General features: G+C 72.1%; 22 protein-coding genes. 19 read left to right on the top strand and 3 right to left on the bottom strand.

Going from position 1 to position 26,931, the window contains the following annotated elements; all coding sequences use genetic code 11:
* Window positions 1–87 precede the first annotated feature (87 nt).
* A complete protein-coding gene (locus ACH4UM_RS25160) occupies window positions 88–2,343 on the top strand; it encodes a putative bifunctional diguanylate cyclase/phosphodiesterase (RefSeq protein ID WP_398183413.1) in 2,256 nt (751 codons plus the stop codon).
* Window positions 2,344–2,432: 89 nt separating this feature from the next.
* Here ACH4UM_RS25160 and ACH4UM_RS25155 read toward each other — a convergent pair whose 3' ends face one another.
* Entirely contained in the window at window positions 2,433–3,020 is a 588-nt protein-coding gene (locus ACH4UM_RS25155) for a TetR/AcrR family transcriptional regulator (RefSeq protein ID WP_398183410.1), read from the bottom strand.
* Window positions 3,021–3,107: 87 nt separating this feature from the next.
* On the opposite strand from ACH4UM_RS25155, the gene ACH4UM_RS25150 reads away from it, so the two are divergent.
* The 13 genes from ACH4UM_RS25150 (at window position 3,108) to ACH4UM_RS25090 (ending at window position 15,954) form a co-directional block, all read left to right on the top strand.
* Window positions 3,108–3,479 carry a DUF4267 domain-containing protein gene (locus ACH4UM_RS25150; protein ID WP_398183407.1) on the top strand — a complete coding sequence of 124 codons (372 nt, stop codon included), beginning with the start codon at window positions 3,108–3,110 and terminating at the stop codon, window positions 3,477–3,479.
* Between the two features lie 32 nt (window positions 3,480–3,511).
* Window positions 3,512–4,006: a cupin domain-containing protein gene (locus ACH4UM_RS25145; RefSeq protein ID WP_398183404.1), complete on the top strand. Its 495-nt coding sequence runs from the start codon at window positions 3,512–3,514 to the stop codon at window positions 4,004–4,006.
* A 102-nt stretch (window positions 4,007–4,108) separates the two neighbouring features.
* The gene (gene gatC / locus ACH4UM_RS25140) at window positions 4,109–4,405 is read left to right on the top strand and encodes an Asp-tRNA(Asn)/Glu-tRNA(Gln) amidotransferase subunit GatC (RefSeq protein ID WP_398183401.1); all 297 of its coding nucleotides are present in this window, start codon (window positions 4,109–4,111) and stop codon (window positions 4,403–4,405) included.
* A gap of 5 nt (window positions 4,406–4,410) precedes the next feature.
* A complete protein-coding gene (gene gatA / locus ACH4UM_RS25135) occupies window positions 4,411–5,913 on the top strand; it encodes an Asp-tRNA(Asn)/Glu-tRNA(Gln) amidotransferase subunit GatA (RefSeq protein ID WP_398183399.1) in 1,503 nt (500 codons plus the stop codon).
* Complete coding sequence (locus tag ACH4UM_RS25130) at window positions 5,910–6,152, top strand: hypothetical protein (RefSeq protein ID WP_398183396.1); 243 nt, start codon at window positions 5,910–5,912, stop codon at window positions 6,150–6,152. The genes gatA and ACH4UM_RS25130 overlap by 4 nt, the downstream gene beginning before the upstream one ends.
* A gap of 16 nt (window positions 6,153–6,168) precedes the next feature.
* Window positions 6,169–7,683, top strand: coding sequence for an Asp-tRNA(Asn)/Glu-tRNA(Gln) amidotransferase subunit GatB (gatB, locus tag ACH4UM_RS25125; protein WP_398183393.1), 1,515 nt, complete (start codon window positions 6,169–6,171; stop codon window positions 7,681–7,683).
* A 219-nt stretch (window positions 7,684–7,902) separates the two neighbouring features.
* A complete protein-coding gene (locus ACH4UM_RS25120) occupies window positions 7,903–8,256 on the top strand; it encodes a hypothetical protein (protein WP_398183390.1) in 354 nt (117 codons plus the stop codon).
* A gap of 310 nt (window positions 8,257–8,566) precedes the next feature.
* Entirely contained in the window at window positions 8,567–10,795 is a 2,229-nt protein-coding gene (locus ACH4UM_RS25115; protein ID WP_398183387.1) for an MMPL family transporter, read from the top strand.
* Window positions 10,773–11,345 (top strand): GNAT family N-acetyltransferase, encoded by a 573-nt coding sequence (locus tag ACH4UM_RS25110; protein WP_398183384.1) that lies wholly within the window; start codon window positions 10,773–10,775, stop codon window positions 11,343–11,345. Before ACH4UM_RS25115 ends, ACH4UM_RS25110 begins: the two co-directional genes overlap by 23 nt.
* 67 nt (window positions 11,346–11,412) lie before the next feature.
* Window positions 11,413–12,018, top strand: coding sequence for a hypothetical protein (locus tag ACH4UM_RS25105; RefSeq protein ID WP_398183381.1), 606 nt, complete (start codon window positions 11,413–11,415; stop codon window positions 12,016–12,018).
* A gap of 203 nt (window positions 12,019–12,221) precedes the next feature.
* The gene (locus tag ACH4UM_RS25100; RefSeq protein ID WP_398183378.1) at window positions 12,222–12,407 is read left to right on the top strand and encodes a hypothetical protein; all 186 of its coding nucleotides are present in this window, start codon (window positions 12,222–12,224) and stop codon (window positions 12,405–12,407) included.
* A 212-nt stretch (window positions 12,408–12,619) separates the two neighbouring features.
* Window positions 12,620–15,667 (top strand): AAA family ATPase, encoded by a 3,048-nt coding sequence (locus tag ACH4UM_RS25095; RefSeq protein WP_398183375.1) that lies wholly within the window; start codon window positions 12,620–12,622, stop codon window positions 15,665–15,667.
* Between the two features lie 80 nt (window positions 15,668–15,747).
* A complete protein-coding gene (locus ACH4UM_RS25090; RefSeq protein WP_398183372.1) occupies window positions 15,748–15,954 on the top strand; it encodes a DUF6191 domain-containing protein in 207 nt (68 codons plus the stop codon).
* Between the two features lie 9 nt (window positions 15,955–15,963).
* Here ACH4UM_RS25090 and ACH4UM_RS25085 read toward each other — a convergent pair whose 3' ends face one another.
* Entirely contained in the window at window positions 15,964–17,139 is a 1,176-nt protein-coding gene (locus tag ACH4UM_RS25085; RefSeq protein ID WP_398183369.1) for a PQQ-dependent sugar dehydrogenase, read from the bottom strand.
* A 162-nt stretch (window positions 17,140–17,301) separates the two neighbouring features.
* Entirely contained in the window at window positions 17,302–18,300 is a 999-nt protein-coding gene (locus tag ACH4UM_RS25080; RefSeq protein ID WP_398183366.1) for an aldo/keto reductase, read from the bottom strand.
* Between the two features lie 78 nt (window positions 18,301–18,378).
* On the opposite strand from ACH4UM_RS25080, the gene ACH4UM_RS25075 reads away from it, so the two are divergent.
* The 5 genes from ACH4UM_RS25075 to ilvC all read left to right on the top strand — a co-directional run bounded on the left by ACH4UM_RS25075 (window position 18,379) and on the right by ilvC (window position 26,804).
* On the top strand, window positions 18,379–19,341 hold the full coding sequence (locus ACH4UM_RS25075) for a 2-hydroxyacid dehydrogenase (RefSeq protein WP_398183363.1): 963 nt from the start codon (window positions 18,379–18,381) through the stop codon (window positions 19,339–19,341).
* A gap of 387 nt (window positions 19,342–19,728) precedes the next feature.
* Entirely contained in the window at window positions 19,729–23,028 is a 3,300-nt protein-coding gene (locus ACH4UM_RS25070) for an EAL domain-containing protein (RefSeq protein ID WP_398183361.1), read from the top strand.
* Between the two features lie 237 nt (window positions 23,029–23,265).
* Window positions 23,266–25,122: an acetolactate synthase large subunit gene (locus ACH4UM_RS25065; RefSeq protein WP_398183359.1), complete on the top strand. Its 1,857-nt coding sequence runs from the start codon at window positions 23,266–23,268 to the stop codon at window positions 25,120–25,122.
* A 36-nt stretch (window positions 25,123–25,158) separates the two neighbouring features.
* Window positions 25,159–25,686 (top strand): acetolactate synthase small subunit, encoded by a 528-nt coding sequence (ilvN, locus tag ACH4UM_RS25060; protein WP_398183356.1) that lies wholly within the window; start codon window positions 25,159–25,161, stop codon window positions 25,684–25,686.
* Window positions 25,687–25,805: 119 nt separating this feature from the next.
* Window positions 25,806–26,804 (top strand): ketol-acid reductoisomerase, encoded by a 999-nt coding sequence (ilvC, locus tag ACH4UM_RS25055; protein ID WP_398183353.1) that lies wholly within the window; start codon window positions 25,806–25,808, stop codon window positions 26,802–26,804.
* Window positions 26,805–26,931: the final 127 nt, after the last annotated feature.

Here is a 26,931-nt window from a genome sequence, read left to right as displayed (position 1 = left end):
AGGGTTTTCCAGCGCGGAGCCGTTGATGGATGTCGGGCATCGGGCCGCCGCGTGGCGTGGGCACCGCCGGCTGTGAGAGGGACGGGAATGGAACCGACCGAGAGCGCCGCCCCGCACTCACGGCTGCGCCGGATCGCCGGCGCATGGCGGGCGCGCCGGGGGCGGACGCCGGACTGCTCGGGGGCGGAGGGACGCGCCGGGCACCAGGGGCGTGCCGCCGGACAGTACACCGTCGCGGAGGTTCGCGCCCCCGCACAACTGACCGCCGAACACGGGACCGGGCTGCCCTGCGCCGAGACCGAACGGCACCTGTCCTGGCCCGCGCTGCCCGCGGCGGTCGTCGCGGCGGCCGGCTTCGCCCTCGCCGCCGGCTTCTACCGCGCGTTCGCCGGCCACCACGCGCTGTTCCCCTCCGGCACGGTCGGCTGGTCGCTGGCCGTGCTCACCGGAACCATCGTCGGCCATCTGGTCATGCTCGGCCGCGCCCGCTGGTGGGGCGGCACCGGTTCGGGCGCCGCCCTCACCCTCGCCGTGCTGCTGCTCTACGGCTGGGTCCCCGCCGGCATGGTCAGCCTCACCGTCGTCGTCCTGGTGGGGATAGCCCGGCGCAACCGCTGGCGGCCCGGCGTGCTGCACGGCGCGGCGGACATCCTCGGCATCGGCGCGGCGGCCCTCGTGCTGGGCGCCTTCGGCCGGGTACCGACGGTCGAGCGGCCCTGGGACCCGGCCACCTGGACCGTCTGCGCCGCCCCCCTGGTGGTGCTGGCCGCCGCCGTCTATCTCGCCGTCACCCGCACCCTGCTGTGGTACCTGCACGCCCCGCGCACCGGCGGACTGCCCACCGTCGCCCGCACCGCCCTGGTCCGGCAGGGTCTCGTGGCGGTCGCCCTGCTCGGCATCGCCCCGCTGGTCTGCGTGGTCGCCGCCGCCAAGCCGATCCTGCTGCCGCTGTTCGCCATCCCGCTCATCGCCCTGGACTCCACCCTGTGGATGGCCCGCGCCCGGGCCGAGGAACAGCTGCGCGACCCGCTGACCGGACTGCCCAACCGGCAGTGGCTCCTGGAGCGCATCTGGACCGCCCTCGACGACGCCGAACGCATCGGCGCCCGGGCCGCGTTGATGCTGATCGACCTCGACCGTTTCCGGTCGGTCAACGACACCCTCGGTCATCTGGCCGGAGACCGGCTGCTGCTGCAGATAGCCGACCGGCTGCGGCTGGCACTGCCGCGCGGGGCGGAGGCCGCGCGGCTCGGCGGCGACGAGTTCGCCGTGTTACTGCCGGTCGCCGACTCCACCACGTCAGCGACCCGGATCGCGCGCGGCCTGGTCACCACCCTCAGCTCGCCGCTCGATCTCGACGGGCTCACCCTGGTGCTGGAGGCCAGCGCCGGTGTCGCCGTCTTCCCCGACCACGCCCTGGACGCCGAGGGGATGCTGCGCCGGGCGGACGTGGCGATGTACCAGGCCAAGCGGGACCGTACGGGCGTGGAGGTGTACGAGTCCAAGCGGGACTCCAACACCCCCGACCGGCTGGGCCTGCTCGGCGATCTGCGCCGGGCCCTGGACGCCCACGAGGTCGAGCTCCACTACCAGCCCAAGGTCCGCTTCGACGGCCAGGTGGCCGGCCTGGAGGCGCTGGTCCGCTGGGTCCACCCCGAGCGTGGCAGGGTCCCGCCGGACGAGTTCATAGCGATCGCCGAGTCCTCGGGGCTGATGCCCCATCTGACGGAGTACGTACTGGAGACCGCACTCGGGCAGGTCGCCCAGTGGCGCGCCCAGGGGCTGCAGGTACCCGTCGCGGTCAACGTCTCCCCGCGCGACGTGCACACCCCCGGCTTCGCCGGCTCGGTGGCCGCCCGGCTGGCCCGGCACGGTGTGCCGGCGGGAGCGCTCCAACTGGAGATAACCGAGCACGTGCTGCTGGAGGACCCCCAGCGCGCCGCCGACACGCTGCACGCCCTGACCGGGCACGGCGTGAAGATGTCGCTGGACGACTTCGGTACCGGCTACTCCTCGCTGGTGCATCTGCGCAGACTCCCGGTGAGCGAGCTGAAGATCGACCGTTCGTTCGTGGCCCGGCTGGCGGTCGACACCGAGGACGCCGAGATCGTGCGCTGCACCGTCGACCTCGCGCACTCCCTCGGACTGCTCGTCGTCGCCGAGGGCGTGGAGGACGACGAGACCTGGGAACGCCTGCGTGACCTCGGCTGCGACGCGGTCCAGGGCTGGCTGGTCGCGGCCGCGATGCCGCCCGAGGAGGCGACGGCGTGGCTGCTGGCCCGCGGGTCGCGTGGGTGGCAGCGGCCGAGGGCGGCACTGCCCGCGGCCGCGGCCGACGAGTGACCTTCCCGCCCGCCCGCCCGCCCGCTCGTCCGTCCGACACGGGCGCGGGCCTGTTCGGCGGTGGTGACGAGCCGTAGCCGGCCGGCCGTTCACTTCACGTCCTTCGGCACGAAGTGGCCGATCAGCAACGCCAGCCGGCGCTCGTGCGCTTCCTCCGGCAGGCGGCCGCTGCGCATCAGGGTCACCAGGCCGTGCAGCCCGGCCCAGTACGTCTCCGTCAGCAGCCCCGGCTCGTCGCCCTCGGCCGCCACCGGTTCGACGGCCCGCAGCAGTTCACCGAACGCCTCGTGCAGCGCCGCCGGAGCCTGAGGCGTCGCGAACGGCAGGTCGACCGTGTGCGTGAACATCGCGTCGTAGAGCGCGGGCCGCCGCCGCGCGAAGGCGGTGTACGCCTCGCCCACCGCCCCCAGCGCCTCGCGTGGGCCCTGGGCCGCCGTGCGTGCCGCCCGCAGTCCGGCCGCCAGCTCCGCGAAACCCTGCACCGCGACCGCCGCCATGATGGCGCCCTTGCCCTTGAAGTGGCTGTAGAGAACGGGCTGGCTGTACTCGATCTCGGCGGCCAGCCGCCGAGTGGTGACGGCGTCCCAGCCCTCGGCCTCCGCCAGTTCCCGCGCGGCCGTCACGATCAGCCGCTCCCGCTCAGCCCGCTCGCGCTCCCGGCGCGTCTGGATCGACATGACACGGATTCTAGCACCGCTAGCCATTCTGTCGCCGCTCTGCTAGCTTCGCTCTTGTCCCTAGCGCTGCTAGCAAGGAGAAGAGACGTGACCGTCACCGCGTACACCCTGGCCGTCGTGCTCGACCTGTTCTGCCTGTTTCTCGGGGCCCGGTTCCTGCTCCAGCCCGGCTCCGCCGCCACCGGCTACGGCGTCCCCGCCCGGCCGGACGGCGACGCCGGCGCCTACCTCACGATCAAGGGCCTCCGGGACGGCGTCTACGGCGTCCTGGGCCTGGCACTGCTGGTCTTCGCCGGAGCCCGCGCCGAGGCCTGGTTCATGCTCTGCGTGGCGCTCGTGCCGCTCTTCGACACCCTGATAGTTCTGCGCCACTCGGGCCCGAGGGCGGTCGCGTACGGGATCCACTTCGCCACCGCGGTCGTTGTCCTCGTGAGTTCCGGACTGCTCTTCGCGGTCTGATCACGTCCACATCGTCACCAGGGGGTTCAGCAATGTCCGTGTTCGTGCCGCAGTTCGACGAGTCCGTGATCGTCCGCGATGCCGAGGCCGAGGTGGTCGGCCGTGCTCCCACCACCGTCCGGCTGCTGGCCGACAGCAGCCGGACCGGCGGGGCGTTGTCCACGCAGCGCGTCACCCTGACGGCCGGTGCCGACGGCGCCAAGCCGCACCGGCACGACAACTCCGCCGAGATGTTCTTCCTGCTCGACGGCGCCGCCGACATCCTCTCCGGCGAGGAGATCGTCACCGCCGGACCCGGCGACCTCGTCGTCGTCCCGCCCGGCAGACCGCACGCCTTCGCCGCCGTCTCCGGAGCGGACGCCGACCTGCTCATCGTCATCACCCCGGGCGTCGAGCGCTTCGAGTACTTCCGGCACCTCCAGCGCATCGCCCTCGGCGAGGCCACCCCGGAGAGCCTGCTGGAGGTGCAGGAGCTCTACGACAACCACTTCCTGCGCAGTGCGGCATGGGACGGGCGCCGCCGCTGAACGGCGCGGCCGAAGGGCCCGGCCAAACCGTTTAACGGGCACCGGGCCCCGCCCCATAGGATTGGCCCCAAACCACACACACTCACCCCAGAGGATCGCTGCATGCCTGGCATCACGCGCGAGGAGGTCGCCCACCTCGCCCGGCTGGCGCGTCTGGAGCTGAAGCCCGAAGAGCTCGAACACTTCGCGGGACAGCTGGACGACATCATCGGCGCGGTGGCCCGCGTCAGTGAGGTCGCCGACCAAGACGTACCGCCGACCTCCCACCCGCTGCCGCTGACGAACGTCATGCGCGCGGACGAGGTCCGTCCCTCGCTCACCCCCGAGCAGGCGCTCTTCGGCGCCCCGGCCCAGGAGCAGCAGCGTTTCAAGGTGCCGCAGATCCTGGGGGAGGAGTAAGGGCCATGACGGACAAGAACAGCATCATCAGGCTCACCGCCGCCGAGACCGCCGAGAAGATCGCCTCCGGTGAGCTCACGGCCGTCGAGGTCACCGAGGCCCACCTCGCCCGGATCGAGGCCGTCGACGAGAAGGTGCACGCCTTCCTGCACGTCGACCGCGAGGGCGCCCTGGCCCAGGCCCGCGCCGTCGACGAGAAGCGTCAGCGGGGGGAGAAGCTCGGACCGCTGGCCGGCGTTCCCCTCGCGCTCAAGGACATCTTCACCACCGAGGGCGTGCCGACCACGGTCGGTTCCAGGATCCTCGAGGGCTGGATCCCGCCGTACGACGCGACGCTCACCAAGCGGCTCAAGGCGGCCGACGTGGTGATCCTCGGCAAGACCAACATGGACGAGTTCGCCATGGGGTCCTCCACCGAGAACAGCGCCTTCGGCCCGACCGGCAACCCGTGGGACCTGACCAGGATTCCCGGCGGCTCGGGCGGTGGGTCGAGCGCCGCGCTCGCCTCCTACCAGGCCCCGCTCGCCATCGGCACCGACACCGGCGGCTCCATCCGCCAGCCGGCCGCCGTCACCGGCACGGTCGGCGTGAAGCCGACGTACGGCGCGGTCTCCCGCTACGGCATGGTCGCCTTCTCCTCCTCCCTGGACCAGGGCGGGCCCTGCGCCCGTACGGTCCTGGACGCCGCGCTGCTGCACGAGGTGATCGCCGGGCACGACCCGCTGGACTCCACATCCATCGACGAGCCGGTCCCGCCGGTCGTCGAGGCCGCCCGCAACGGCAGCGTCCGGGGCATGCGCGTCGGTGTGGTCGGGCAGTTCCGCGGTGAGGGCTACCAGGCCGGCGTCATCCAGCGGTTCGACGAGTCCGTCGAACTGCTCAGGGAGCTGGGCGCGGAGATCGTCGAGCTGGACTGCCCGTCCTTCGACCTGGCACTGTCGGCGTACTACCTGATCGCGCCCTCGGAGTGCTCCTCCAACCTGGCCCGCTTCGACGGCCTGCGCTACGGCCTGCGCACCGGCGACGACGGCACCCGCTCGGCGGAGGACGTCACCTCCCTCACCCGTGAGGCGGGCTTCGGCCCCGAGGTCAAGCGCCGCATCATCCTCGGCACGTACGCGCTCAGCTCCGGCTACTACGACGCGTACTACGGCAGCGCCCAGAAGGTCCGCACGCTCATCAAGCAGGACTTCGACAGGGCCTTCGAGCAGGTCGACGTGATCGTCTCCCCGACGACCCCGACCACCGCCTTCGCGATCGGCGAGCGCGCCGACGACCCGATGGCGATGTACCTCGCGGACCTGTGCACCATCCCGACCAACCTGGCGGGCAACGCGGCCATGTCCCTGCCATGCGGCCTCGCCCCGGAGGACAACCTCCCGGTGGGCCTGCAGATCATCGCCCCCGTGATGAAGGACGACCGCCTGTACAAGGTGGGTGCGGCCGTCGAGGCCGCCTTCGTGGAAAAGTGGGGCCACCCGCTGCTCGAGGAGGCACCGTCGCTGTGACCAAGGCACTGTCCAAGGCCAAGGGCTTCAAGAAGTCCAAGTCCGGTACGTACCTGTCCATGGCCACCACCGCGTTCGGCGCGATCGGTGTCGCCAAGCAGATCAAGAAGGCCCGAGTCGAGAGCGACACCCTGCGGCTGATCGACGCCGTGGTGACCGCCGCCGGTGTCGTCACCGGCCTCGCCCTCCTCTACCGCGAGCTGAAGCGGCTGGGCGACGACGACGTCCTGCTGGGCTGAGAGGGAAGTTTTCACCGTGACCACCACGACCGACCTGGTGTCGTACGAGGACGCGCTGGCGTCGTACGACCCCGTCATGGGCCTCGAGGTCCATGTCGAACTCGGCACCGCCACCAAGATGTTCTGCGGCTGTTCGACCGCGCTCGGCGCCGAGCCGAACACCCAGACCTGCCCCACCTGCCTCGGCCTGCCGGGCTCGCTCCCGGTCGTGAACGCGACCGGCGTCGAGTCCGCGATCAAGATCGGTCTCGCGCTGAACTGCGAGATCGCCGAGTGGTGCCGCTTCGCCCGGAAGAACTACTTTTATCCGGACATGCCGAAGAACTTCCAGACCTCCCAGTACGACGAGCCGATCGCCTTCAACGGCTACCTCGACGTACAGCTGGAGGACGGCGAGACCTTCCGCGTGGAGATCGAGCGCGCCCACATGGAGGAGGACACCGGCAAGTCCACCCACGTGGGCGGTGCCACGGGCCGTATCCACGGCGCCGACTACTCCCTGCTGGACTACAACCGCGCCGGCATCCCGCTCATCGAGATCGTCACCAAGCCGATCGTCGGCGCCGGCGAGCGTGCTCCCGAGGTCGCCAAGGCCTACGTCCGTGAGCTGCGCGAGCTCATCCGGGCGCTCGGCGTCTCCGAGGCCCGTATGGAGATGGGCCAGATGCGGTGCGACGTCAACCTGTCGCTGATGCCCAGGGGCGGCGACAGGTTCGGCACTCGCAGCGAGACGAAGAACGTCAACTCGCTGCGGTCCGTCGAGCGCGCGGCGCGGTTCGAGATCCAGCGGCACGCGGCGGTGCTCAACGGCGGCGGGAAGATCATCCAGGAGACCCGCCACTTCCACGAGGACACGGGGTCCACGACCTCCGGCCGAGTGAAGGAGGAGGCCGAGGACTACCGGTACTTCCCGGAGCCCGACCTGGTGCCCGTGGCCCCGTCGCGCGAGTGGGTCGAGCAGATCCGGTCCGCGCTGCCCGAGCTGCCGCTGGCCCGGCGCACCCGGCTCCTGGCGGAGTGGGGCATCTCGGCCACCGACATGCAGGCCATCCTCAACGCCGGTGCCCTGGACCCGATCGTCGCCACGATCGAGGCCGGCGCGGACGCCGCCTCCGCCCGCAAGTGGTGGATGGGCGAACTCGCCCGCAACGCCAACGAGTCCGGCAAGGCCCTGGACGACCTGGCGATCATGCCTCAGCAGGTCGCCCGGGTCGCCGAGCTGGTCGCCAAGGGCGATCTGAACGACAAACTGGCCCGCCAGGTCATCGAGGGCGTCCTCGCCGGCGAGGGCACCCCGGACGAGGTCGTGGACAAGCGCGGTCTGAAGGTCGTCTCCGACGAGGGCGCCCTGACCGCCGCCGTCGAGGAGGCCATCGCCGGCAACCCGGCCATCGCGGACAAGATCCGCGGCGGCAAGGTCGCCGCGGCCGGCGCCCTGGTCGGCGCGGTCATGAAGGCCACCCGCGGCCAGGCCGACGCGGCCCGCGTCAAGGAACTGATCCTGCAGCAGCTGGGCGTCAGCGAGGACTGAGTCACCTCGGCAACCGCCCCAGGGGGGTGCATCGGGTGCGATGCACCCCCCTGGGCGTACCGCCGGAGCCGCGCCCGACCCGCCACCCCGACTCCGGTCCGCCGGCCGGAGGCGCTACGCTCGCCCGACATGAGTGGACGCGCCGATTCCGAAACGCACCCCGAGATATCCGGGACATCTGAGATGTCCGGGAAGTCCGAGGCGTCAGGGACATCCGGAGTGTCCGGGGTGCCCCGGACGTCCGCGGAGGACGACGTCGAGGTCGCGGGCGTACAGGGCGAGCACGGACCCGGAGACGAGACCGAGGACGAACTCCAGGACCCCGCCGAGGTCGCGCGCCGGGCCCGCTGGACGGCGACCGGCGCCGGCGTGCTTCTGACACTCGCCGGGCTCGCCGCCTCGCTGCTGCGGCTGACCCGTTCCGCCCCGGCCCTCGTCCCGGCCGCCTACGCAGTCGGCGCCGCCGTCTGTGCGGTCGCGGCCTTCCTGGGTTCCCGGGGCCGCACCCGGCGTGCGCTGTGGCTGCTGATCGCCGGGGTGATGGTGATGGCACTCGGCGACCAGTCCGACTGAAACGGCCCCGGGCCGAAGGCCCGGGCTGGACGGCCTCCGGCTGGACGGCCCCGGGCTGGACGGCCTCAGGTTGAGCAACACCACTCCGCGGGCCGTATTACACGGCGAACACTCGGCGGGGCGACAGAGTTCATCGGATTGTCCTGTGAATTGGGTCGCACTCCTGTGAATAAGCGCACGAACGCGGTAAACGATCAGAATCGCCTGCAAGAGTGTCCTCACATTGCTCATGCGTTCTTTGCGGGCCGTTCCGTTCATGGACGACTGTTCCCGGTCAAAGATCCACAGATAGCCCCTCGGGAGCACGTTCGTGGCAGCCCTTGCGCGCTGGTGTGTCCGGCACCGCCTCGTCGCCGTACTGCTCTGGCTCCTGGCCTTCGGCGCGGTCACCGCGGCCGCCACCGTCACGGGTTCGGCGTACTCCAACGACTACGAGGTCCCCGGCACCGAGTCGGGCCGCGCCACCCAGCTGCTGCAGGAGGGCTTCCCGGGGCTCGGCGGCGACAGCGCCACCGTCGTCTGGCACACCACCTCCGGCACCGTCCGTGCGTCCGACGTCGAGCAGACGATGACCCGCACCCTGGACCGGATCGCGACCCTGCCCGCAGTGGCCTCCGTGACCAGCCCCTACAAGAGGCAGGGCGCGGATCGGATCAGCCGCGACCGGCACACCGCGTACGCGACGGTCACCTTCGACCGCCCGGCACAGAACATCACCAGGTCCGAGGCCGAGGCCCTCGTCGGCGCCGCGAAGGCCGCGCAGACCGACGGCCTCCAGGTGGAACTCGGCGGCAGCGCCATCGGGCTCACCCAGTCCTCCGGGGGGCATGTCGCCGAGATCGTCGGCGTGGTCGTGGCCGCCGTCGTCCTGCTCCTCGCGTTCGGCTCGCTCGCCGCCGCCCTGCTGCCCATCGCCACCGCGCTGCTGAGCGTCGGCACCGCCTACGCCGCCATCGAACTCCTCGGTCACGCCATGACGGTGGCCGACTTCGCGCCCATGCTGGGCATGCTGATCGGACTCGGCGTCGGCATCGACTACGCCCTGTTCATCGTCACCCGGCACCGGCGCGGCCTGAAACGCGGGCTCACCGCCACCGAGGCGGTCACGAACGCCGTCGCCACCACGGGGCGCGCCGTCGTCTTCGCGGGTGCCACCGTTTGCATCGCCCTGCTCGGGATGCTGATCCTGCGGCTCGGATTCCTCAACGGGGTGGCGGTCGCCGCCTCGTTGACGGTCGTCCTCACCGTGGCGGCCTCGGTGACCCTGCTGCCCGCCCTGCTGTCCTTCATCGGCCCACGCGCCCTGAGCCGGCGCGAGCGGCGCCGGCTGGCCGAGCACGGGCCCGAACCGGAACTGCCCACCGGGTTCGCCGCCCGCTGGTCCGCCTTCGTCGAACGCCACCCCAAGCTGCTCGGCGCCCTCGCCCTGGCCGTCGTCACCGTGCTCGCCCTGCCCACGCTCTTCCTCCACCTCGGCACCTCCGACCAGGGCAACGACCCCGGCTCCTCGACCACCCGGCGGGCCTACGACCTCGTCGCCGAGGGCTTCGGCCCCGGCGTCGACGGACCGCTCACCCTGGTGACCCGCGTCGACGGGGCCGACGACAAGCTCGCCCTGGACAACCTCGACGCCGTCCTGAGCGCCACCCCGGGCGTCGCGTCGGTCACCCCGGCCACCTACAACACCGGCGGCACCACCGCCTACCTGACCGTCGTCCCCGGCTCCGCGCCGCAGTCGCAGCGCACCAGCGACCTCGTCGACCGGCTGCGCACCGAGGTGCTGCCGCGCGCCGAGAGCGGCACCACCCTCGACGTGCACGTCGGCGGGGTGACCGCCGGATACGACGACTTCGCCGACGTCATCGTCGGCAGGCTGCCCCTGTTCGTCGGCGTGGTCGTGGGCCTCGGCTGTGTCCTGCTGCTGCTCGCCTTCCGGTCCGTCGGCATCCCCCTCAAGGCCGCCGTGATGAACGTCGCCGCCGTCGCCGCCGCCTTCGGCGTCGTCGTCGCGATCTTCCAGTGGGGCTGGGGCAGCGAGTTCCTCGGGCTCGGCCGGGCCGGGCCCATCGAACCGTTCCTGCCCGTGATCATGGTCTCGGTGCTCTTCGGGCTCTCCATGGACTACCAGGTCTTCCTGGTCAGCCGGATGTACGAGGAGTGGCTGGAGACCGGCGACAACCGGCGGGCCGTCCGGGTCGGCCTCGCCGAGACCAGCAGAGTGATCAACTCCGCCGCGGTCATCATGATCTCGGTCTTCCTCGCCTTCGTGCTCAGCGGCGACCGTGTGATCGCCATGTTCGGCATCGCGCTCGCCGCCGCCGTGGCCCTCGACGCCTTCGTACTGCGCACCCTGCTCGTGCCCGCCCTGATGCACCTGCTGGGCAACGCCAACTGGTGGCTGCCGCGCCGGCTCGACCGCGTACTGCCCCGGATCAGCATCGAACCGCCCGAGTGCCGCGCCGCGCATGAGAGGCTCACGGACGTCGTGGAGGCACTGGCGAAGGAGACGCAGCAGGATGTACGCGATATCCCTGGGTGAGGACGGAGCCGAGCTGCGGCCCCTGGAGCCCTGGCACGCCGAGGAGTTCCTCGCACACCTCGACCGGGGACGGGACTTCATCACCCGGCACATCCCGTTCGGGGCGAACGCCACGGACACCGACTCCGCACGCGCAGTCCTGCAGTCGTACGCCGACAGGCGCGCCGCCGACAGCGGCTTCCTGCACGGGCTGTGGCTGGACGGCACGCTGGTCGGCGGGCTGCTGTTCCGGGTCTTCGACGCGGCGACCGGCAGCTGCGAGATCGGCTGCTGGCTGGAGCCGGCCGGGACCGGACGGGGGCTCGTCACGCGCGGCGCGCGGGTGCTCATCGACTGGGCGTTTGACGAGCGCGGCATGCACCGTGTGGAGTGGCACGTGTCGTCGGCCAACGAACCGAGCATCAATGTGGCGCGGCGGCTGGGGCTGATCCGCGAGGGCGTGCTCCGTGAAAGCCATCCCTACCGGGGCGTGCGCCAGGACACCGAGGTGTGGGCGGTGCTCGCCCCCGAGTGGCATGACGCACGCGCGCGTGCCGAGCGGCGCGGCTGACGCGCGCGCGTACCGCTCACAGGGATCATTAAGAGACCTCTCAGACAGCGTCCGTACGGTGCGAGGCATGGGAACCATGACTGCAGATGAGACCGGGGCCACGACCGGGGCCGAGGCGAAGAACGACCAGAGGACGGCGGACGAGGTGACGGAGACGGGCACCGGGGCCCCCGGGACCGCCGACGGTCCCGGGACCACCGAGGATCCCGAGGGTCCCGGGGGTCCCGAGGCCGAAGGGAGCGACGCCGGAGCCGAGGCCGGCGAGGAGGGCGGGAACGGCCCGTCCGAGGTCGGCCAGGGCGCGGGTGCCGTGGTCTCCGCCGCGCTGGGCCTGGTCTCGCTGAGCGGCAGCTGGCTCGGCACCGTGGCCGGGGCACGCGAGCAGCTGATCGGCCAGCTGCGGACCTCGTCGTCCGCGAGCGTCGCCACGCAGATCAAGGAGGTCTACGGCGACGCCTGGCACACCACCGCACTGTGGGGCGGGCTGTTCGCGCTTCTCGCCCTGATCGTCGGAGTCGTGGTGCTCGCCCGGCCTGCGTTCGGCGCCCCGGGCAGGCCGCAGGCGCCGTGGATCAAGTCGGTCGCCTGGGCGGGCGTCGTGCTCGGTGTCATCGGCCTGCTGCTGGCCGTCCTGAAGTACACCGACGCCCTGCTCGGACTGCCGACCGCCTGAACATCGTCCCAGCTCGGTGAGGGGCCTTAGGGCCGCCGTGAGTACCTTACGGCGGCGCCTGGGCCCCTCGCGCGCGTCTAAGGACCGCAGCACCGCGCAAGATGCGGAAGTCTCCCGATGCGGCCCGTCCCCCTGGCGGACGAAGGTGGTCACCGGCATCGCACAAGGCGATGCGGACGATCACCTCTCACCAGGGAGACACCATGTTCGCGTACGAGATCCACCAGCTGCGCTCCGCCGAGCTGCGCCACCGGGCCGACCAGGAGCGCCTGGTCCGCGAGGCCCTCCGCGGCCGGCGCGCCGCCCGTGACCGGGTCGGTCAACAAGCCCCGGAGCCGGAGACCCATACCCACGGTCCCCGCCGGCACGGGTTCACCCGAGCCGCATGACCTCCGGAGCGCCGGGGCCCGGCCCCACAGGGGTGGGCCGGGACCCCGGCCCGGGCTCCGCGGGGCCGGCCCCGGCTCCTTTGCCGCACGGCGCCGGGGCCGGCCGGCACCCTGGCGCCGCCCTCGTCCGGCCGCTGCCCGGCGCGGGCGTGGCGTTCCTCCCCGCGGCCGGTCGTGGGAAAACCGGTGCCGGGTTGTCGGACCCGCGTGCGATGCTCGGGGCTGTGGAGACCAGGTCCGTCAGTCCGGTGTTCGTCGGCCGCGCCGACGAGTTGAACACGCTGCACGACGCGCTCGCCCGCGCGGCCGCGGGGGAGCCGCAGGCGTTGCTGATCGGCGGCGAGGCCGGTGTCGGCAAGACCCGCCTGATCGAGGAGTTCGCGGGCGCCGCCTGCTGCCGGGGCGCCGTCGTCGCCCTCGGCGGCTGTGTGGAGATCGGCGCCGACGGGCTGCCGTTCGCGCCCTTCTCCACCGCCCTGCGCGCCCTGCACCGGGAACTGCCGGGCGAACTGGCCGCCGCGGCCGCCGGCCAGGAGGAGGAACTGGCCCGGCTGCTGCCCGAACTGGGCGAGCCGGCCGGTGCGCGGGGCGCCGGCCGGCACGACGAGGAGGGCATGGCCCGCCTCTTCGAACTCACCGCACGGCTGCTGGAGCGCCTGGCCGCCGACCGCACCCTCGTCGTCGTCCTGGAGGACCTGCACTGGGCCGACGCCTCCACCCGGCACCTCCTGGCCTACCTCTTCCGCACCCTGCGCGCCGGCCGCCTCGTCGTCCTGGCCAGCTACCGCTCCGACGACATCCACCGCCGCCACCCGCTCAGGCCCCTGCTCGCCGAGCTCGACCGGCTGCGCACGGTCCGCCGCATCGAACTCGCCCGCTTCAACCGGGAGGAGGTGGGCCGGCAGATCGCCGGCATCCTCGCCAGCGAGCCGGACCCGGCCCAGGTCGACGAGATCTTCCAACGCTCCGACGGCAACGCCTTCTTCGTCGAGGAGCTCGCGGTCTGCGCGCACGAGGGCTGCTCCACCGGTATCAGCGACTCCCTGCGTGACCTGTTGCTCGTTCGCGTCGAGACGCTGCCCGAGCCCGCCCAGCGGGTCGTCAGGACCGCCGCCGAGGGCGGTTCCACCGTCGAGTACCAGCTGCTCGCCGCCGTGGCCCGGCTCGCCGAGGACGACCTCATCGAGGCGCTGCGCGCCGCCGTGAACGCCAACATCCTCGTCGCGGCGCCCACCGGCGACGGCTACCGCTTCCGGCACGCCCTGGTGCGCGAGGCCGTCAGCGACGACCTGCTGCCCGGCGAGCGCTCCCGCCTCAACCGCCGCTACGCCGAGGCCCTGGAAGCCGACCCCGCACTCGTCCGTGCCGACGAACGCGTCGCCCGGCTGGCCAGCTACTGGTACCACGCCCACCACCCGGCCAAGGCCCTGCCCGCCGTGCTGGACGCCTCCGTCGCGGCCCGCGCCCGGCACGCCTACAGCGAACAACTGCGCCTCCTGGAACGGGCGATGGAGTTGTGGGACGACGCCCCGGAGGACGTGCGGGCCCGGTTGCGGCCGGTCGACTACACCGAGGTCTACCCTCCCTGCGGCTGCGACCCGGCGACCACGCCTCTGCGTTACCTCGACCTGATGGCGGAAGCCGCCGTCGCCGGCCGCTTCTGCGGGGAGCGGGAGCGCGCCCTCAAGATCACCAAGCGGGCGCTGCGCCTGCTGGACGAGGAGCAGGACCCGCTCCGGGCCGCCTGGTTCTGGGTCCAGCGCTCCCGGCTGGCCCAGTTGAAGTCGCACGGCGACGGCTGGCGGGAACTGGCCACCGCACAGGAGCTGGTGCGCGGGCTGCCGCCGTCGGAGGTGCACGCCGAGGTGCTGGCCCATGTCGCCAACTGGTCCATGGTCCACGTGCCCGGGCCCGAGGCCTTCTCGGCCGCCGAACGGGCGGTGGAGTACGCGCGCATGGTGGGCGCCCGCGAGATCGAGATGACCGCGCGTCTCACCCTGGGCGGGCTCATGGTCGACGCCGGCGACGTCGAGGCGGGGCTCGAAGAGATGTACGAGGTGAACAGGCGCACGGTGGAGGACGGCATCTCCGCCGTGGCGGGCCGCTCCTATGTGAACCTGCCCTCCGAGCTGGAGTCCGTCGGACGCTCCCGCGACGCCGTGCCGCTGCTGGAGCGGGGGCTCGCCTTCACGCGGAGCCACGGTCTGCTGGATCACGAGGCCTGGGTGTGGGGCAACCTCGCCGAGTCCCTGTACAGCCTGGGCCGCTGGGACGAGGCCGCCGAGGCGGCGACCCGGTCGGAACGCGTCGGCCAGAGCGCCAAGCCGAGCGCCTTCCACGCCAAGAACCGGGCCGAACTCGCCCTGGCGCGTGGCGATCTGGCCGAGGCCGCGCGTCAACTGACCGTCGCGCGGGACAACTTCGGCAAGTACGACCACGCCCCGCAGCACGCCCTGCCCCTGTCCCGCATCGCGATCGCCGTCGCCGCGGGCGAGGGCCGCCTGCTGGACGCCCGCGCCGAACTCGAACGGGTCCTGGAGACCGGCTTCCCGCCCGGCACCCAGCGCTACGGCTGGCCGCTGCTGCTCACCGCCGCCGCGGTGGAGACCCGCACGGCCGGACTGCCCGCCGCCGGACCGGGCCGCCCCGAGACCCTCGAACGCATCCGGCTGGCCGCCAAGTCGCTGACCACCTGTGTGCCCGTCTGGCAGGCGTACGAACGCTGGGTGCACGCCGAGCTGCTGCGGGCCGAGGGCCGCGGCACCCCGGAGGACTGGGCCGGGACCGTCACGGCCTTCGAGGCCCTGGAACGCCCCTACGACCTCGCCCGCGTCCGCTTCCGTCTGGCCGAGGCGCTCCTCGTCGCCGGCGACGAGGAGCGGGACCGTGCCACGGAGCTGCTCCGCCTGTCCCACGCCGTCGCCGAGCACCTCCGCGCCCGCCCCCTCGCCGACGCCGTGGCACGCCTGGCCGCGCGCGGCCGCCTGACCCTGACGCGCGCCACGCAGCAGCCCTCCGCGGACCCCGCCGACTCCCTCGGCCTGACCAGCCGCGAACGAGACGTGCTGCGCCTGGTCTCCGCGGGCCGCACCAACCGGCAGATAGCCGAGGAACTCTTCATCTCCCCCAAGACGGCCAGTGTCCACGTCTCCAACATCCTGGCCAAGCTCGGCGTCTCGGGCAGGGGAGAGGCGGCGGCGGTGGCCCACCGCCTGGGCCTGTTCCCCCAGTGGGCGGGGGACCGGCTGGCGGCGGGATGACGGGAGCGCCGACGAAGGCGCCGTGACGCACAGGACCGGGTTCCGCGGGTCGTGGGCAGCGGCCCCGGGGAGGGAGAGCGATGTTCAACGTCTTCGAGGAACTGTTCGCGCCCGGGCGCAAGCACACCCGGGACGAGCAGAACCGGCTCGAGCTGACCCGGGAGGACGTCGGGGACGGCGATCCCGGGCGGGGGCCGATCGATCTCGCCTCCGGGAAGGTCGTCGTACGGCCGCCCAGGAGTGCCCCGGCCGAGGCCGAGGACGAGCCCGGCGATGGTGAGGAGTGAGCGCCGGCGTCACCTCACCTGCAGTTCCAGGATCCGGTCGTCGCCCTTCCTCGGGGTGCCGCGGCCGTCGGTGTTGCTGGTGACCAGCCACAGCTTGTCGCCGCCCGCGGAGACGACGGTGCGCAGGCGGCCGTAGGCGCCCGTGAGGAACGCCTGGGGGGCCGCCGAGGCCACCGTGCCCTTCAGGGGAATGCGCCACAGGCGCTGCCCCTTCAGGCCGGCCATCCAGACGGAGCCCTCGGCGTGGGCGATGCCGCTGGGGGAGGCGTCGTCCGTGTGCCACTGGGCGACCGGGTTGTGGTATCCGGGCTTCCTGGACGTGCCCTCGGCCTCCGGCCAGCCGTAGTTGTCGCCCGGTTTGATCGCGTTGAGCTCGTCCCAGGTGTCCTGGCCGAACTCCGAGGCGAAGAGGCGCTGCTTGGCGTCCCAGGCGAGGCCCTGCACATTGCGGTGGCCGTAGGAGTACACCGGGGAGCCGGGGAACGGGTTGCCGGGGGCCGGCTCGCCCTCCGGGGTCAGCCGCAGGATCTTGCCGCCCAGGGACTTCCGGTCCTGGGCCAGGCCCCGCCGGCCGCTCTCGCCGGTGCCCACGTACAGCATCCCGTCCGGGCCGAACGCGATCCGGCCGCCGTTGTGGACGACCCCCTTGGGGATGCCCTTGAAGACCGTGTCGGGCGCGCCCAGTTGCTCTCCGGCCGGCTTCTTGCCGTCGTACAGCATCCGGACCACCCGGTTGTCCGAGGCGGACGTGAAATAGGCGTAGATCATGTGGTCGGAGGCGTAGTCGGGGGAGAGCGCGATACCGAGAAGGCCTCCCTCGCCCTGCGGTGCCACCCCGGACACCGTGCCCAGTTCCGTCTGCTTGCCCGTCCTGTCGTCGACCCGCGTGATCGTCGCCTTGTCCCGGGAGGAGACGAGCAGGCCCCCCTCGGGGAGCGGGGCCAGGCCCCACGGGGAGTCCAGGCCCACCGTGACCGTACGCAGCACCTTCACCGAACCCCTGGCGGGCGGTGCGCTCTCCCCGGCCCCCTGCCCGGAGGGCGGTGCCCCGGTGGCCGTACGGTTCGGTGCCCCGCTGTCCGCGCCGCCCGACGGCGCTCCTCCGCCCCCGGCAGCGCAGCCGGCCGTCAGCAGCAGGGCGGCAGCGGCCGAAACGGCCGTCACAGCTCGACGTCGCACGATCATGTCCCTTCGACGCGGCGGTCCTCCCTGTCATACCCCGCCCGTGCCCCGGAAGGTTCCCGCTCACCACGATCCGCCCGGCCCGGGAGCGACCCGCCCCGGCCGGTCCGGGGCGCGCGCAACCGCCGTTCGGTCCCGGGATCCGGCCCGGTCCCGGGAACCCGCTCAGTCCCAGGATCCCTGTGCCCTCGGAAGCCGTGCCAGTTCCGCGAGGTCCGCGGCCGTCAGCCGCAGCCGGGCCGCGCCCGCGTTCTGCGCGACCCACCGTTCCCGCTTGGCGCCCGGCACCGGGACCACGTGCCGGCCCTGGGCCAGCACCCACGCCAGGGCCACCTGGGCGGGGGTGACGTCCTCGCCGTGCCGGGCGGCCACCCGCCGCAGACCAGCGACGATCGGCTGGTTCGCGGCCATCATCTCGGCGGTGAAGCGCGGATGGCGGGCGCGCACGTCCTCCGGTTCGAAGCCCTCGCCGGGTGTGAGCGTGCCGGTCAGGAAACCGTTGCCGAGCGGCATCGCGGCCAGGAAGCCCACACCCCGCGCCGCGCACCAGGGGAGCAGCGTCTCCAGCGCCTCCGGGGACCACACCGACAGCTCCGCCTGCACCGCGCTCACCGGGAAGACCTGCTGCACCCGCTCCAGCCGGCGGATCGTTCCGTCATGCAGGCGCCCGCCGGACCGGCGCCCGCTGCGCGCCCCCACCGCGCACAGTCCCAGCGCCCGCACCTTCCCGGCCCGCACGAGGTCCGCCATCGCCCCCCAGGTCTCCTCGACCGGGACCTCCGGGTCGGCACGGTGCAGCTGGTAGAGGTCGATCGCGTCCGTCTGCAGACGCCGCAGCGACGCGTCGCAGGCCCGCTTCACATAGCCGGGGCGGCCGTTGGCCACGATGTGCTGCTCGCCCACCAGCAGTCCGACCTTCGTGGAGAGGAACGCGTCGGACCGCCGCTCCTTCAACACCCGTCCCAACAGCAACTCGTTGGTGAAAGGGCCGTACATGTCGGCCGTGTCCAGGAGCGTCGAGCCCACCTCCAGCGCCCGGTGCACGGCCCGGAGCGACTCCTCCCCCCGCTGCCGTGACGCGCTGTACGCCCAGCTCATCGGCATGCACCCAAGTCCTACGGCCCCCACCGCCAGTGCCGCCGCGCCGATCGTCCTGCGCTCCACTTCGCCGTAACCCTCCCTCGCCTGCGGCCCACCAACCTAACCTCTGCGCCCGCGCGCCCCTGACATAGCCTCCTGACCATGACCGCTGACGTGTGGCTGCCCATTCCGCCGGAGACCGTCGAGGGGCTACCGGCGGGGCCGAACTACCTGTTCTGGGACGGAGGCGACGACGGCACCCAGGAGTTCCCCGGGGATCCCGCCGGCTGCGTCGTGTACGTGGTGCCGTACATGAAGCGCCAGTCCGTGAAGGTGCGCCCCCTGGAGCACATGCGCAACCTCCGCCTCATCCAGACCCTGACGGCCGGCGTCGACGACATCACCGCGCACCTGCCGTCCATCGCCCCGGGTGTCCGGCTGTGCAACGCGCGCGGGGTGCACGAGGCGAGCACGGCCGAACTCGCGCTCGCGCTGATCCTCGCCTCCCTTCGGGGCATCCCCGGCTTCGTACGCGCCCAGGACCGGGGCGAGTGGCGGGGAGGTTTCCACCCCTCCCTCGCCGACAAGAACGTCCTCATCGTCGGCTACGGAGCCATCGGCGCCGCCGTCGAGGACCGGCTCGCGCCGTTCGAGGTCGCGCGGGTGGCGCGCGTGGCGCGCTCCAAGCGCACAACGGTGCGCGGTCCGGTGCATCCGCTCACCGATCTGCCCTCCCTGCTTCCCCAAGCCGATGTCGTCGTCCTGTCCACGCCCTTGACAGAGGCCACCCGGGGCCTGGCGAACGCCGGGTTCCTGGCCCGGATGAAGGACGGCGCGCTCCTCGTGAACGTCGCGCGCGGCCCCGTCGTCGACACGAAGGCCCTGCTGGCGGAGCTGGAGAGCGGCCGCCTCACCGCCGCCCTCGACGTCACCGATCCCGAGCCGCTGCCCCGGGAACACCCCTTGTGGCATGCGCCCGGCGTACTGATCAGCCCCCACGTCGGCGGCCCCACCTCCGCCTTCCTGCCGCGCGCCAGGCGGTTGGTGGCGGACCAGTTGCGCCGTTTCGTGAACCAGGAGCCCCTCGCCAACGTGATCCTGACGACGGGGACGGCAGGCGCGTAGTCCGGTTCCAGTACGGTCCGCAACCCTCCGGACGCGGTGCGTACCCGCATATGCGCTGGTCGTCACGGAGCGTAGAGAAGCTATGTCCCTGAGTGACGAGACTGGTGTATCGTCCCGACAGGGGCTGCGCCGCGGACCGTTCGGCGCCGGGGACGGACATGTGAGACTGCGAGGGGGGCGACGGGCGATGCACGGCCTATGGACGAACGATCCGACGCGGCGGGGCCGCCACCGGAGGCCCTGGCGCACGACCGCGCACAGACGCGGCCATCACGGTGGCCATCACAGCGGTCATCACCACCCTCGCAGGCCCAGCGGCCGCAGGCGGCATGCGCACCCGGCGCACCGGGACCCGCGGGACCCGGCGGCGCGGAGCGGGAGGGACCGGTGAGCCCGTCCCCGCCCGCCGTGACCACGCTCAACGGAGCGCTGCGGACGCAGCCTTCGGCCGGGACGCTGCTGCCCCGGCCCTCGGCCACCGGCGGCGGGCCGAGGCTGGCTCCCCGACTGGTCCTGGCGCTGGTGTGCTCCGGATACGCCGTCGGTTCCGCATGTGGCTGGGGTGAGAACGAGGCTGCGCTGATCATGGGTGACTTCGGGCTGACCGGCGCGGCCGGCACCGCGGCCGTGTCGTGCGCCCTGTACGCCCGCAGTCATCGCGTCCGCTTTCGAACCGCCTGGCTGCTGTTCGCCCTCTCCTCGGCGATGGCGGCCCTGGGCAACGCGGTCTGGGGGTGGTACGAGGTGGTCCTGGACAAGCCCGTGCCCAGCCCCAGCTACGCCGACCTGTTCTTCCTGTGCTTCGCGCCGCCCGCCATCGTCGGGCTGCTGGTGCTCGCCAAACGGCCGACCAACAAGGCGGGCTGGGTGTGCCTCGCGCTGGACGCCTGGCTGATCGGCGGCTCGCTGCTCACGCTCTCGTGGAGTCTCGCACTCGCCCAGGCGGCCAAGTTCGACGGACCGAGCGTCGCGCACACCGCGCTGTCACTGGCGTACCCGCTGCTGGACATCGCCCTGGTCAGCATGGTGCTCGCGCTGCACTTCCGGCGCTCGCGGGTCAACCGCACCGCCGTGAACACCGCGATCGGCGGGCTCGCCCTGACCGTGGTGAGCGACGCCCTGTTCACCTCACCGCTGCTGCACAACAACTACCACTCCGGGCAGTTGCTCGACGCGGGCTGGTTCGCCGGTTCACTGCTCCTGGCATACGCCCCCTGGGCCGCACCCGATTCCGGCCGCACCGCCGCCGGGCGACCCGACCCGCACCGGCACGAGTCCGACGGCCACGACCCGTACGGCCACGGCCACGACCGGGACGGCGACCGGCGCGCCTCGGAGAACCGGGACCGGCGCGCACCGGAGAACCACGACCCGCACGGCCCCGGCCCGGACCGGCACGGGCAGGCCCCGCAGGAGGCCGGCGACCGCCCCGGCACGGCCGACGGCCACGCGCGCACGGCCGACGAGCACCCGCCCATGACCGAGCGCCCCACGACTGCCGAAGAACGCCGCCCGAGCCGTGCCCCGGCGGCCGAAGGCCGCACCCGTGCGGCCCGCGCCCGTGTCCCCGGCCCGCGCCCGGCCGTGCGCGGCGGGCCCGGCCACCCGCCCGCCCAGAGCGGTGATCACGACCGGTATCCGGCCGGACGGCCCATCTCCGGCTCCCTGGCCGCCCTCACGCCCTACCTCGCCGCCGCCGTGTGCACCCTGGGGATCCTCTACAACGTGCTCAACGGCCACAGCGTCGACCGCGTGGTGCTGATCACCGCCGGTGCCGTCGTGCTGGCCCTGGTGATGCGCCAGGGGATCATGCTGCTCGACAACATCGCCCTCACCCAGGAACTGGCCCAGAAGGAGAATCACTTCCGCTCCCTGGTGCAGGGCTCCAGCGACGTCATCATGATCGCCGCGCCCAACGGCATCCTGAGGTACGTCTCCCCGGCCGCCGCCGGGGTGTACGGGAGGTCGGCGGAGGAACTGGTGGGCCGGGAGCTGGCCAGTCTCATCCACCCGGAGGACCTCGGCTGCGTGGTGCACGAGGTGCGCCGCTTCCTCGTGGCCAGTCCGCAGGACGAGCCCACCACGCGCATCGAGTGCCGGTTCCGCTCCGGCGACGGCGGCTGGCTCAACGTCGAGTCGACCATCAACCGCCATCACGGCGGCCTGATCTTCAACAGCCGGGACGTGACCGAGAGGGTGCGGCTGCAGGCGCAGCTCCAGCACAACGCCGAGCACGACCCGCTCACCGACCTGCCCAACCGGGCCCTGTTCACCAAGCGGGTGCAGCAGGCCCTGTCCGGGCGCCGCAGCACCGACCACGGCACGGCCGTGCTCTTCATCGACCTCGACGGCTTCAAGGCCGTCAACGACACGATCGGGCACCAGGCCGGGGACGAACTGCTCGTCCAGGCCGCCCGCCGGCTCCAGGAGTCGGTCCGGTACGGGGACACCGCCTCCCGGCTGGGCGGCGACGAGTTCGCGGCCCTGATCCTCGGGGACGGCACCCGCGACCGCACCGCCCGCGAGGGGCACATCCTGGAGCTCGCCGACCGCCTCAGGGTGACGCTGTCACAGCCGTACGTCATCGACGGCAACGATGTCCGTGTCGCCGCGTCCATCGGCGTCGCCTTCGCCGAACCGGCTCTGGGCGCCGGGGAACTGCTGCGCAACGCCGACCTCGCCATGTACCGGGCCAAGGCGGCCGGCAAGGGCCGGGTCGAGCTGTACAAGCCGCAGATGCAGCAGGACGTCGTCCGCAAGGCCGAGCTGGCCACCCGGCTCAGGTCCGCCCTGCACGACGGCGAGTTCACCCTGCTGCACCAGCCGGTGGTCTGCCTGGAGGACGGCCGGATCACGTCGGTCGCCGCCCAGGCCCGCTGGCGCTCCTCCCAAGGGGTGCTCTTCACACCCACCGAGTTCCTGCGGGTGGCCGAGGACAGCGACCGGGCGGCCGAGCTCGGCCGCTGGATGCTGGAGGAGGCCGTCGAGCAGGCCGCCGAGCGCGCCGCGACCGGCCTGAACGTCTCCGTGGTGGTCCGGATGGGCGCCCGCAGGCTGCTGGACCGCTCGCTGCCGCCCGGCTCCGTGGAGTCCCTGCTGACCCGGCACGGGCTGCCGTCCGGGGCGCTGGTGATCGAGCTGTCCGACACCGACCCGCGCGCCGGGCTGGACGAGCTGGAGCGCCGCCTGGCCGCCCTGCGGCGGCTCGGCGTCCGGATCGCCCTGGACGGCTTCGGCGGCGGCCACGGTGCGGTCACGGCGCTGCGCCGGCTCCCCGTCGACGTGCTGAAGCTCGACCGCGGCCTGGTGGAGGGCGTCGTCGAGTCCGCCCGGCTGCACAAGATCACAGGCGGGCTGCTGCGCATCGCCGGCGACCTCGGGATGCAGTCCGTGGCCGATGGCGTGGATCTGCCGGAGCAGGTCGTCGCCCTGCGCGCGATGGGCTGCACCCATGGCCAGGGCATGGCGTTCGCCGGCCCGCTGGACGAGTACCGGCTGCGCCGGGCGCTCACTTCCGGCCACTTTCCGGTGCCGCACGGACCGGTCGAGCCGGCCTTCGCCGGAGGCGGTGCGGGAGGCGGCGCGGGGGTGTACACCGGTGGGGTGCCCGCCGGTGGGGTGACGGCCGTCTTCGGCGGTGGAACAGCCCTGCGCTCACATAATGAGACTCCCGTCCCACCCACTTGACACCGGGTGCGTGCCGGGGGGAGGGTCAGTGCCATGCGCACCCGAATTCTCGTACTTGGACAGCGCGTCGGCTGAGCTGGGACCCACCGGAGGACGATCCGGAATCCCCAGCGACCTCTCCGGCGCGCTCCCCTCGCTTGCCTTGCGGCACGAGGGGTTTTTTGTTGCACGGGCACCTTCCGTACAGCAGGCGTACAACGTACAAACCTCGCAAAAACCCTCAGCATCGAGAAGAGAATGCCGATGACCGAGCAGGCCACCGGGGCCCACCACCCGCAGCCCCGGCCCCGATCCGGAGGACATCAGTCCGCGCCCGAGCACGTCACGGGTGCGAAGTCCCTCATTCGCTCGCTCGAGGAGGTCGGCGCCGACACCGTATTCGGCATTCCCGGCGGTGCGATCCTTCCCGCGTACGACCCGCTGATGGACTCGACCCGGGTGCGCCACGTCCTGGTCCGTCACGAGCAGGGCGCCGGCCACGCAGCCACCGGCTACGCGCAGGCCACCGGCAAGGTCGGCGTCTGCATGGCCACCTCCGGCCCCGGCGCCACCAACCTGGTCACCCCGATCGCCGACGCCCACATGGACTCCGTGCCCATGGTCGCGATCACCGGCCAGGTGGCGTCCTCGTCGATCGGCACGGACGCCTTCCAGGAGGCGGACATCGTCGGCATCACGATGCCGATCACCAAGCACAACTTCCTGGTCACCAAGGCCGAGGACATCCCCCGGGTGATCGCGCAGGCCTTCCACATCGCCTCCACCGGCCGCCCGGGCCCGGTCCTGGTCGACATCGCCAAGGACGCCCTCCAGGCGAGGACCACCTTCTCCTGGCCGCCGGTGATGGACCTGCCGGGCTACCGGCCCGTCACCAAGCCGCACGCCAAGCAGATCCGCGAGGCGGCCAAGCTCATCACCTCCGCGAAGCGGCCCGTCCTCTACGTCGGCGGCGGCGTCCTCAAGGCGCAGGCCACCGCCGAGCTGAAGGTCCTCGCGGAACTCACCGGAGCGCCCGTCACCACCACCCTGATGGCGCTCGGCGCATTCCCCGACAGCCACCCGCTGCACGTGGGGATGCCGGGCATGCACGGCGCGGTCACCGCCGTCACCGCGCTGCAGAAGGCCGACCTGATCGTCGCCCTCGGCGCCCGCTTCGACGACCGCGTCACCGGCAAGCTGGACAGCTTCGCCCCGTACGCCAAGATCGTCCACGCCGACATCGACCCGGCCGAGATCGGCAAGAACCGCGCGGCCGACGTGCCGATCGTCGGCGACGCCCGCGAGGTCATCGCCGACCTGATCCAGGCCGTGCAGAAGGAGCACAGCGAGGGCCACAAGGGCGACTACACCGCCTGGTGGAAGGACCTCAGCCGCTGGCGCGACACCTACCCGCTCGGCTACGACCAGCCCGAGGACGGCTCGCTCTCCCCGCAGCAGGTCATCGAGCGGATCGGTCAACTGGCGCCGGAGGGCACGATCTTCGCGGCGGGCGTCGGCCAGCACCAGATGTGGGCCGCCCACTTCGTCCGGTACGAGAAGCCCGCCACCTGGCTGAACTCCGGCGGCGCCGGGACGATGGGCTACGCGGTCCCGGCCGCGATGGGCGCCAAGGCCGGCCGGCCGGACCAGGCGGTCTGGGCGATCGACGGCGACGGCTGCTTCCAGATGACCAACCAGGAACTGACCACCTGCGCCCTGAACAACATCCCGATCAAGGTCGCCATCATCAACAACGGCGCCCTGGGCATGGTCCGCCAGTGGCAGACCCTGTTCTACAACCAGCGCTACTCCAACACCGTGCTGCACTCCGGCCCGGGCGCCGAGCCCAAGGCCTCGAGCTCGGGCACCCGCGTCCCCGACTTCGTGAAGCTGTCGGAGGCCATGGGCTGCTACGCCATCCGCTGCGAGTCCCCGGAGGACCTGGACAAGGTCATCGAAGAGGCGAACTCGATCAACGACCGCCCGGTCGTCGTCGACTTCATCGTCCACGAGGACGCGATGGTGTGGCCGATGGTCGCCGCCGGCACCTCCAACGACGAGATCATGGCCGCCCGGGACGTCCGCCCCGACTTCGGCGACAACGAGGACGACTGAGAGCCCGGCCGAGGACTTCAGGAAGGTACGACCGTCATGTCCACCAAGCACACGCTCTCGGTCCTGGTCGAGAACACCCCCGGCATCCTCGCCCGGATCGCCGCCCTGTTCTCCCGCCGCGGCTTCAACATCGACTCGCTCGCGGTCGGCGTCACCGAGCACCCCGACATCTCCCGCATCACCATCGTGGTGAGCGTCGAGGACTTCCCGCTGGAGCAGGTGACCAAGCAGCTCAACAAGCTCGTCAACGTGCTGAAGATCGTCGAGCTCGAGCCCTCCCAGGCCGTGCAGCGCGAACTCGTTCTGGTGAAGGTGCGCGCCGACAACGAGACGCGCTCCCAGATCGTCGAGATCGTCCAGCTGTTCCGCGCCAAGACCGTCGACGTCTCCCCGGATGCCGTGACGATCGAGGCCACGGGCAGTGGCGACAAGCTGTCGGCGATGCTCAAGATGCTGGAGCCGTTCGGCATCAAGGAGCTGGTCCAGTCCGGGACGATCGCGATCGGGCGCGGTGCCCGTTCGATCACCGACCGGTCGCTGCGCGCCCTCGACCGTTCGGCGTAACGGCGCGTTCGGGCGGCCGGGTGACACCGGCCGCCCGTATACCGAGACCCCGAAACCTCCGTTCCGCTCACCGGCATACGGTGGGACGCACAACCTGCACACCAAGGAGAGAACCCAAAGTGGCCGAGCTGTTCTACGACGCTGACGCCGACCTGTCCATCATCCAGGGCCGCAAGGTCGCGGTCATCGGCTACGGCAGCCAGGGCCACGCCCACGCCCTGTCGCTGCGCGACTCGGGTGTCGACGTGCGTGTCGGTCTGCACGAGGGCTCCAGGTCCAAGGCCAAGGCCGAGGAGCAGGGCCTGCGCGTGGTGACCCCGGCCGAGGCCGCCGCCGAGGCCGACGTCATCATGATCCTGGTGCCGGACCCGATCCAGGCCCAGGTCTACGAGGAGTCCATCGCCCCGAACCTGAAGGACGGCGACGCGCTGTTCTTCGGCCATGGCTTCAACATCCGCTTCGGCTTCATCAAGCCCCCGGCCGGCGTGGACGTCTGCATGGTCGCCCCGAAGGGCCCGGGCCACCTGGTGCGCCGCCAGTACGAGGAGGGCCGCGGCGTTCCCTGCATCGCGGCCGTCGAGCAGGACGCCACCGGCAGCGCCTTCGAGCTCGCCCTCTCCTACGCCAAGGGCATCGGCGGCACCCGCGCCGGCGTCATCAAGACGACCTTCACCGAGGAGACCGAGACCGACCTGTTCGGCGAGCAGGCCGTTCTGTGCGGTGGCACCGCGGCGCTGGTCAAGGCGGGCTTCGAGACGCTGACCGAGGCGGGCTACCAGCCGGAGATCGCCTACTTCGAGTGCCTCCACGAGCTGAAGCTGATCGTCGACCTCATGTACGAGGGCGGCCTGGAGAAGATGCGCTGGTCGATCTCCGAGACCGCCGAGTGGGGCGACTACGTCACCGGCCCGCGCATCATCACCGACGCCACCAAGGCCGAGATGAAGCAGGTCCTCGCCGAGATCCAGGACGGCTCCTTCGCCCGCAACTGGATGGACGAGTACCACGGCGGTCTGAAGAAGTACAACGAGTACAAGAAGCAGGACTCCGAGCACCTGCTGGAGACCACCGGCAAGGAGCTGCGCAAGCTCATGAGCTGGGTGAACGAGGAGGCGTAGGCCTCATGCCGAGGGGCCGGGGCCGCATCGCCCCGGCCCCTTCGGCGAACCCGGAGTAACGTCGGAGTTCACAGCGGATTCGCGGCGTTGTCCACCCCGTCCAGCCACGGACGGGTGATCCTTCCGC

Source organism: Streptomyces sp. NPDC020801 (assembly GCF_044334385.1).
Classification (GTDB): Bacteria; Actinomycetota; Actinomycetes; order Streptomycetales; family Streptomycetaceae; genus Streptomyces.
The sequence above is the reverse complement of the archived record's forward strand: the minus strand, read 5'-3'. Positions and strand labels throughout refer to the sequence as shown.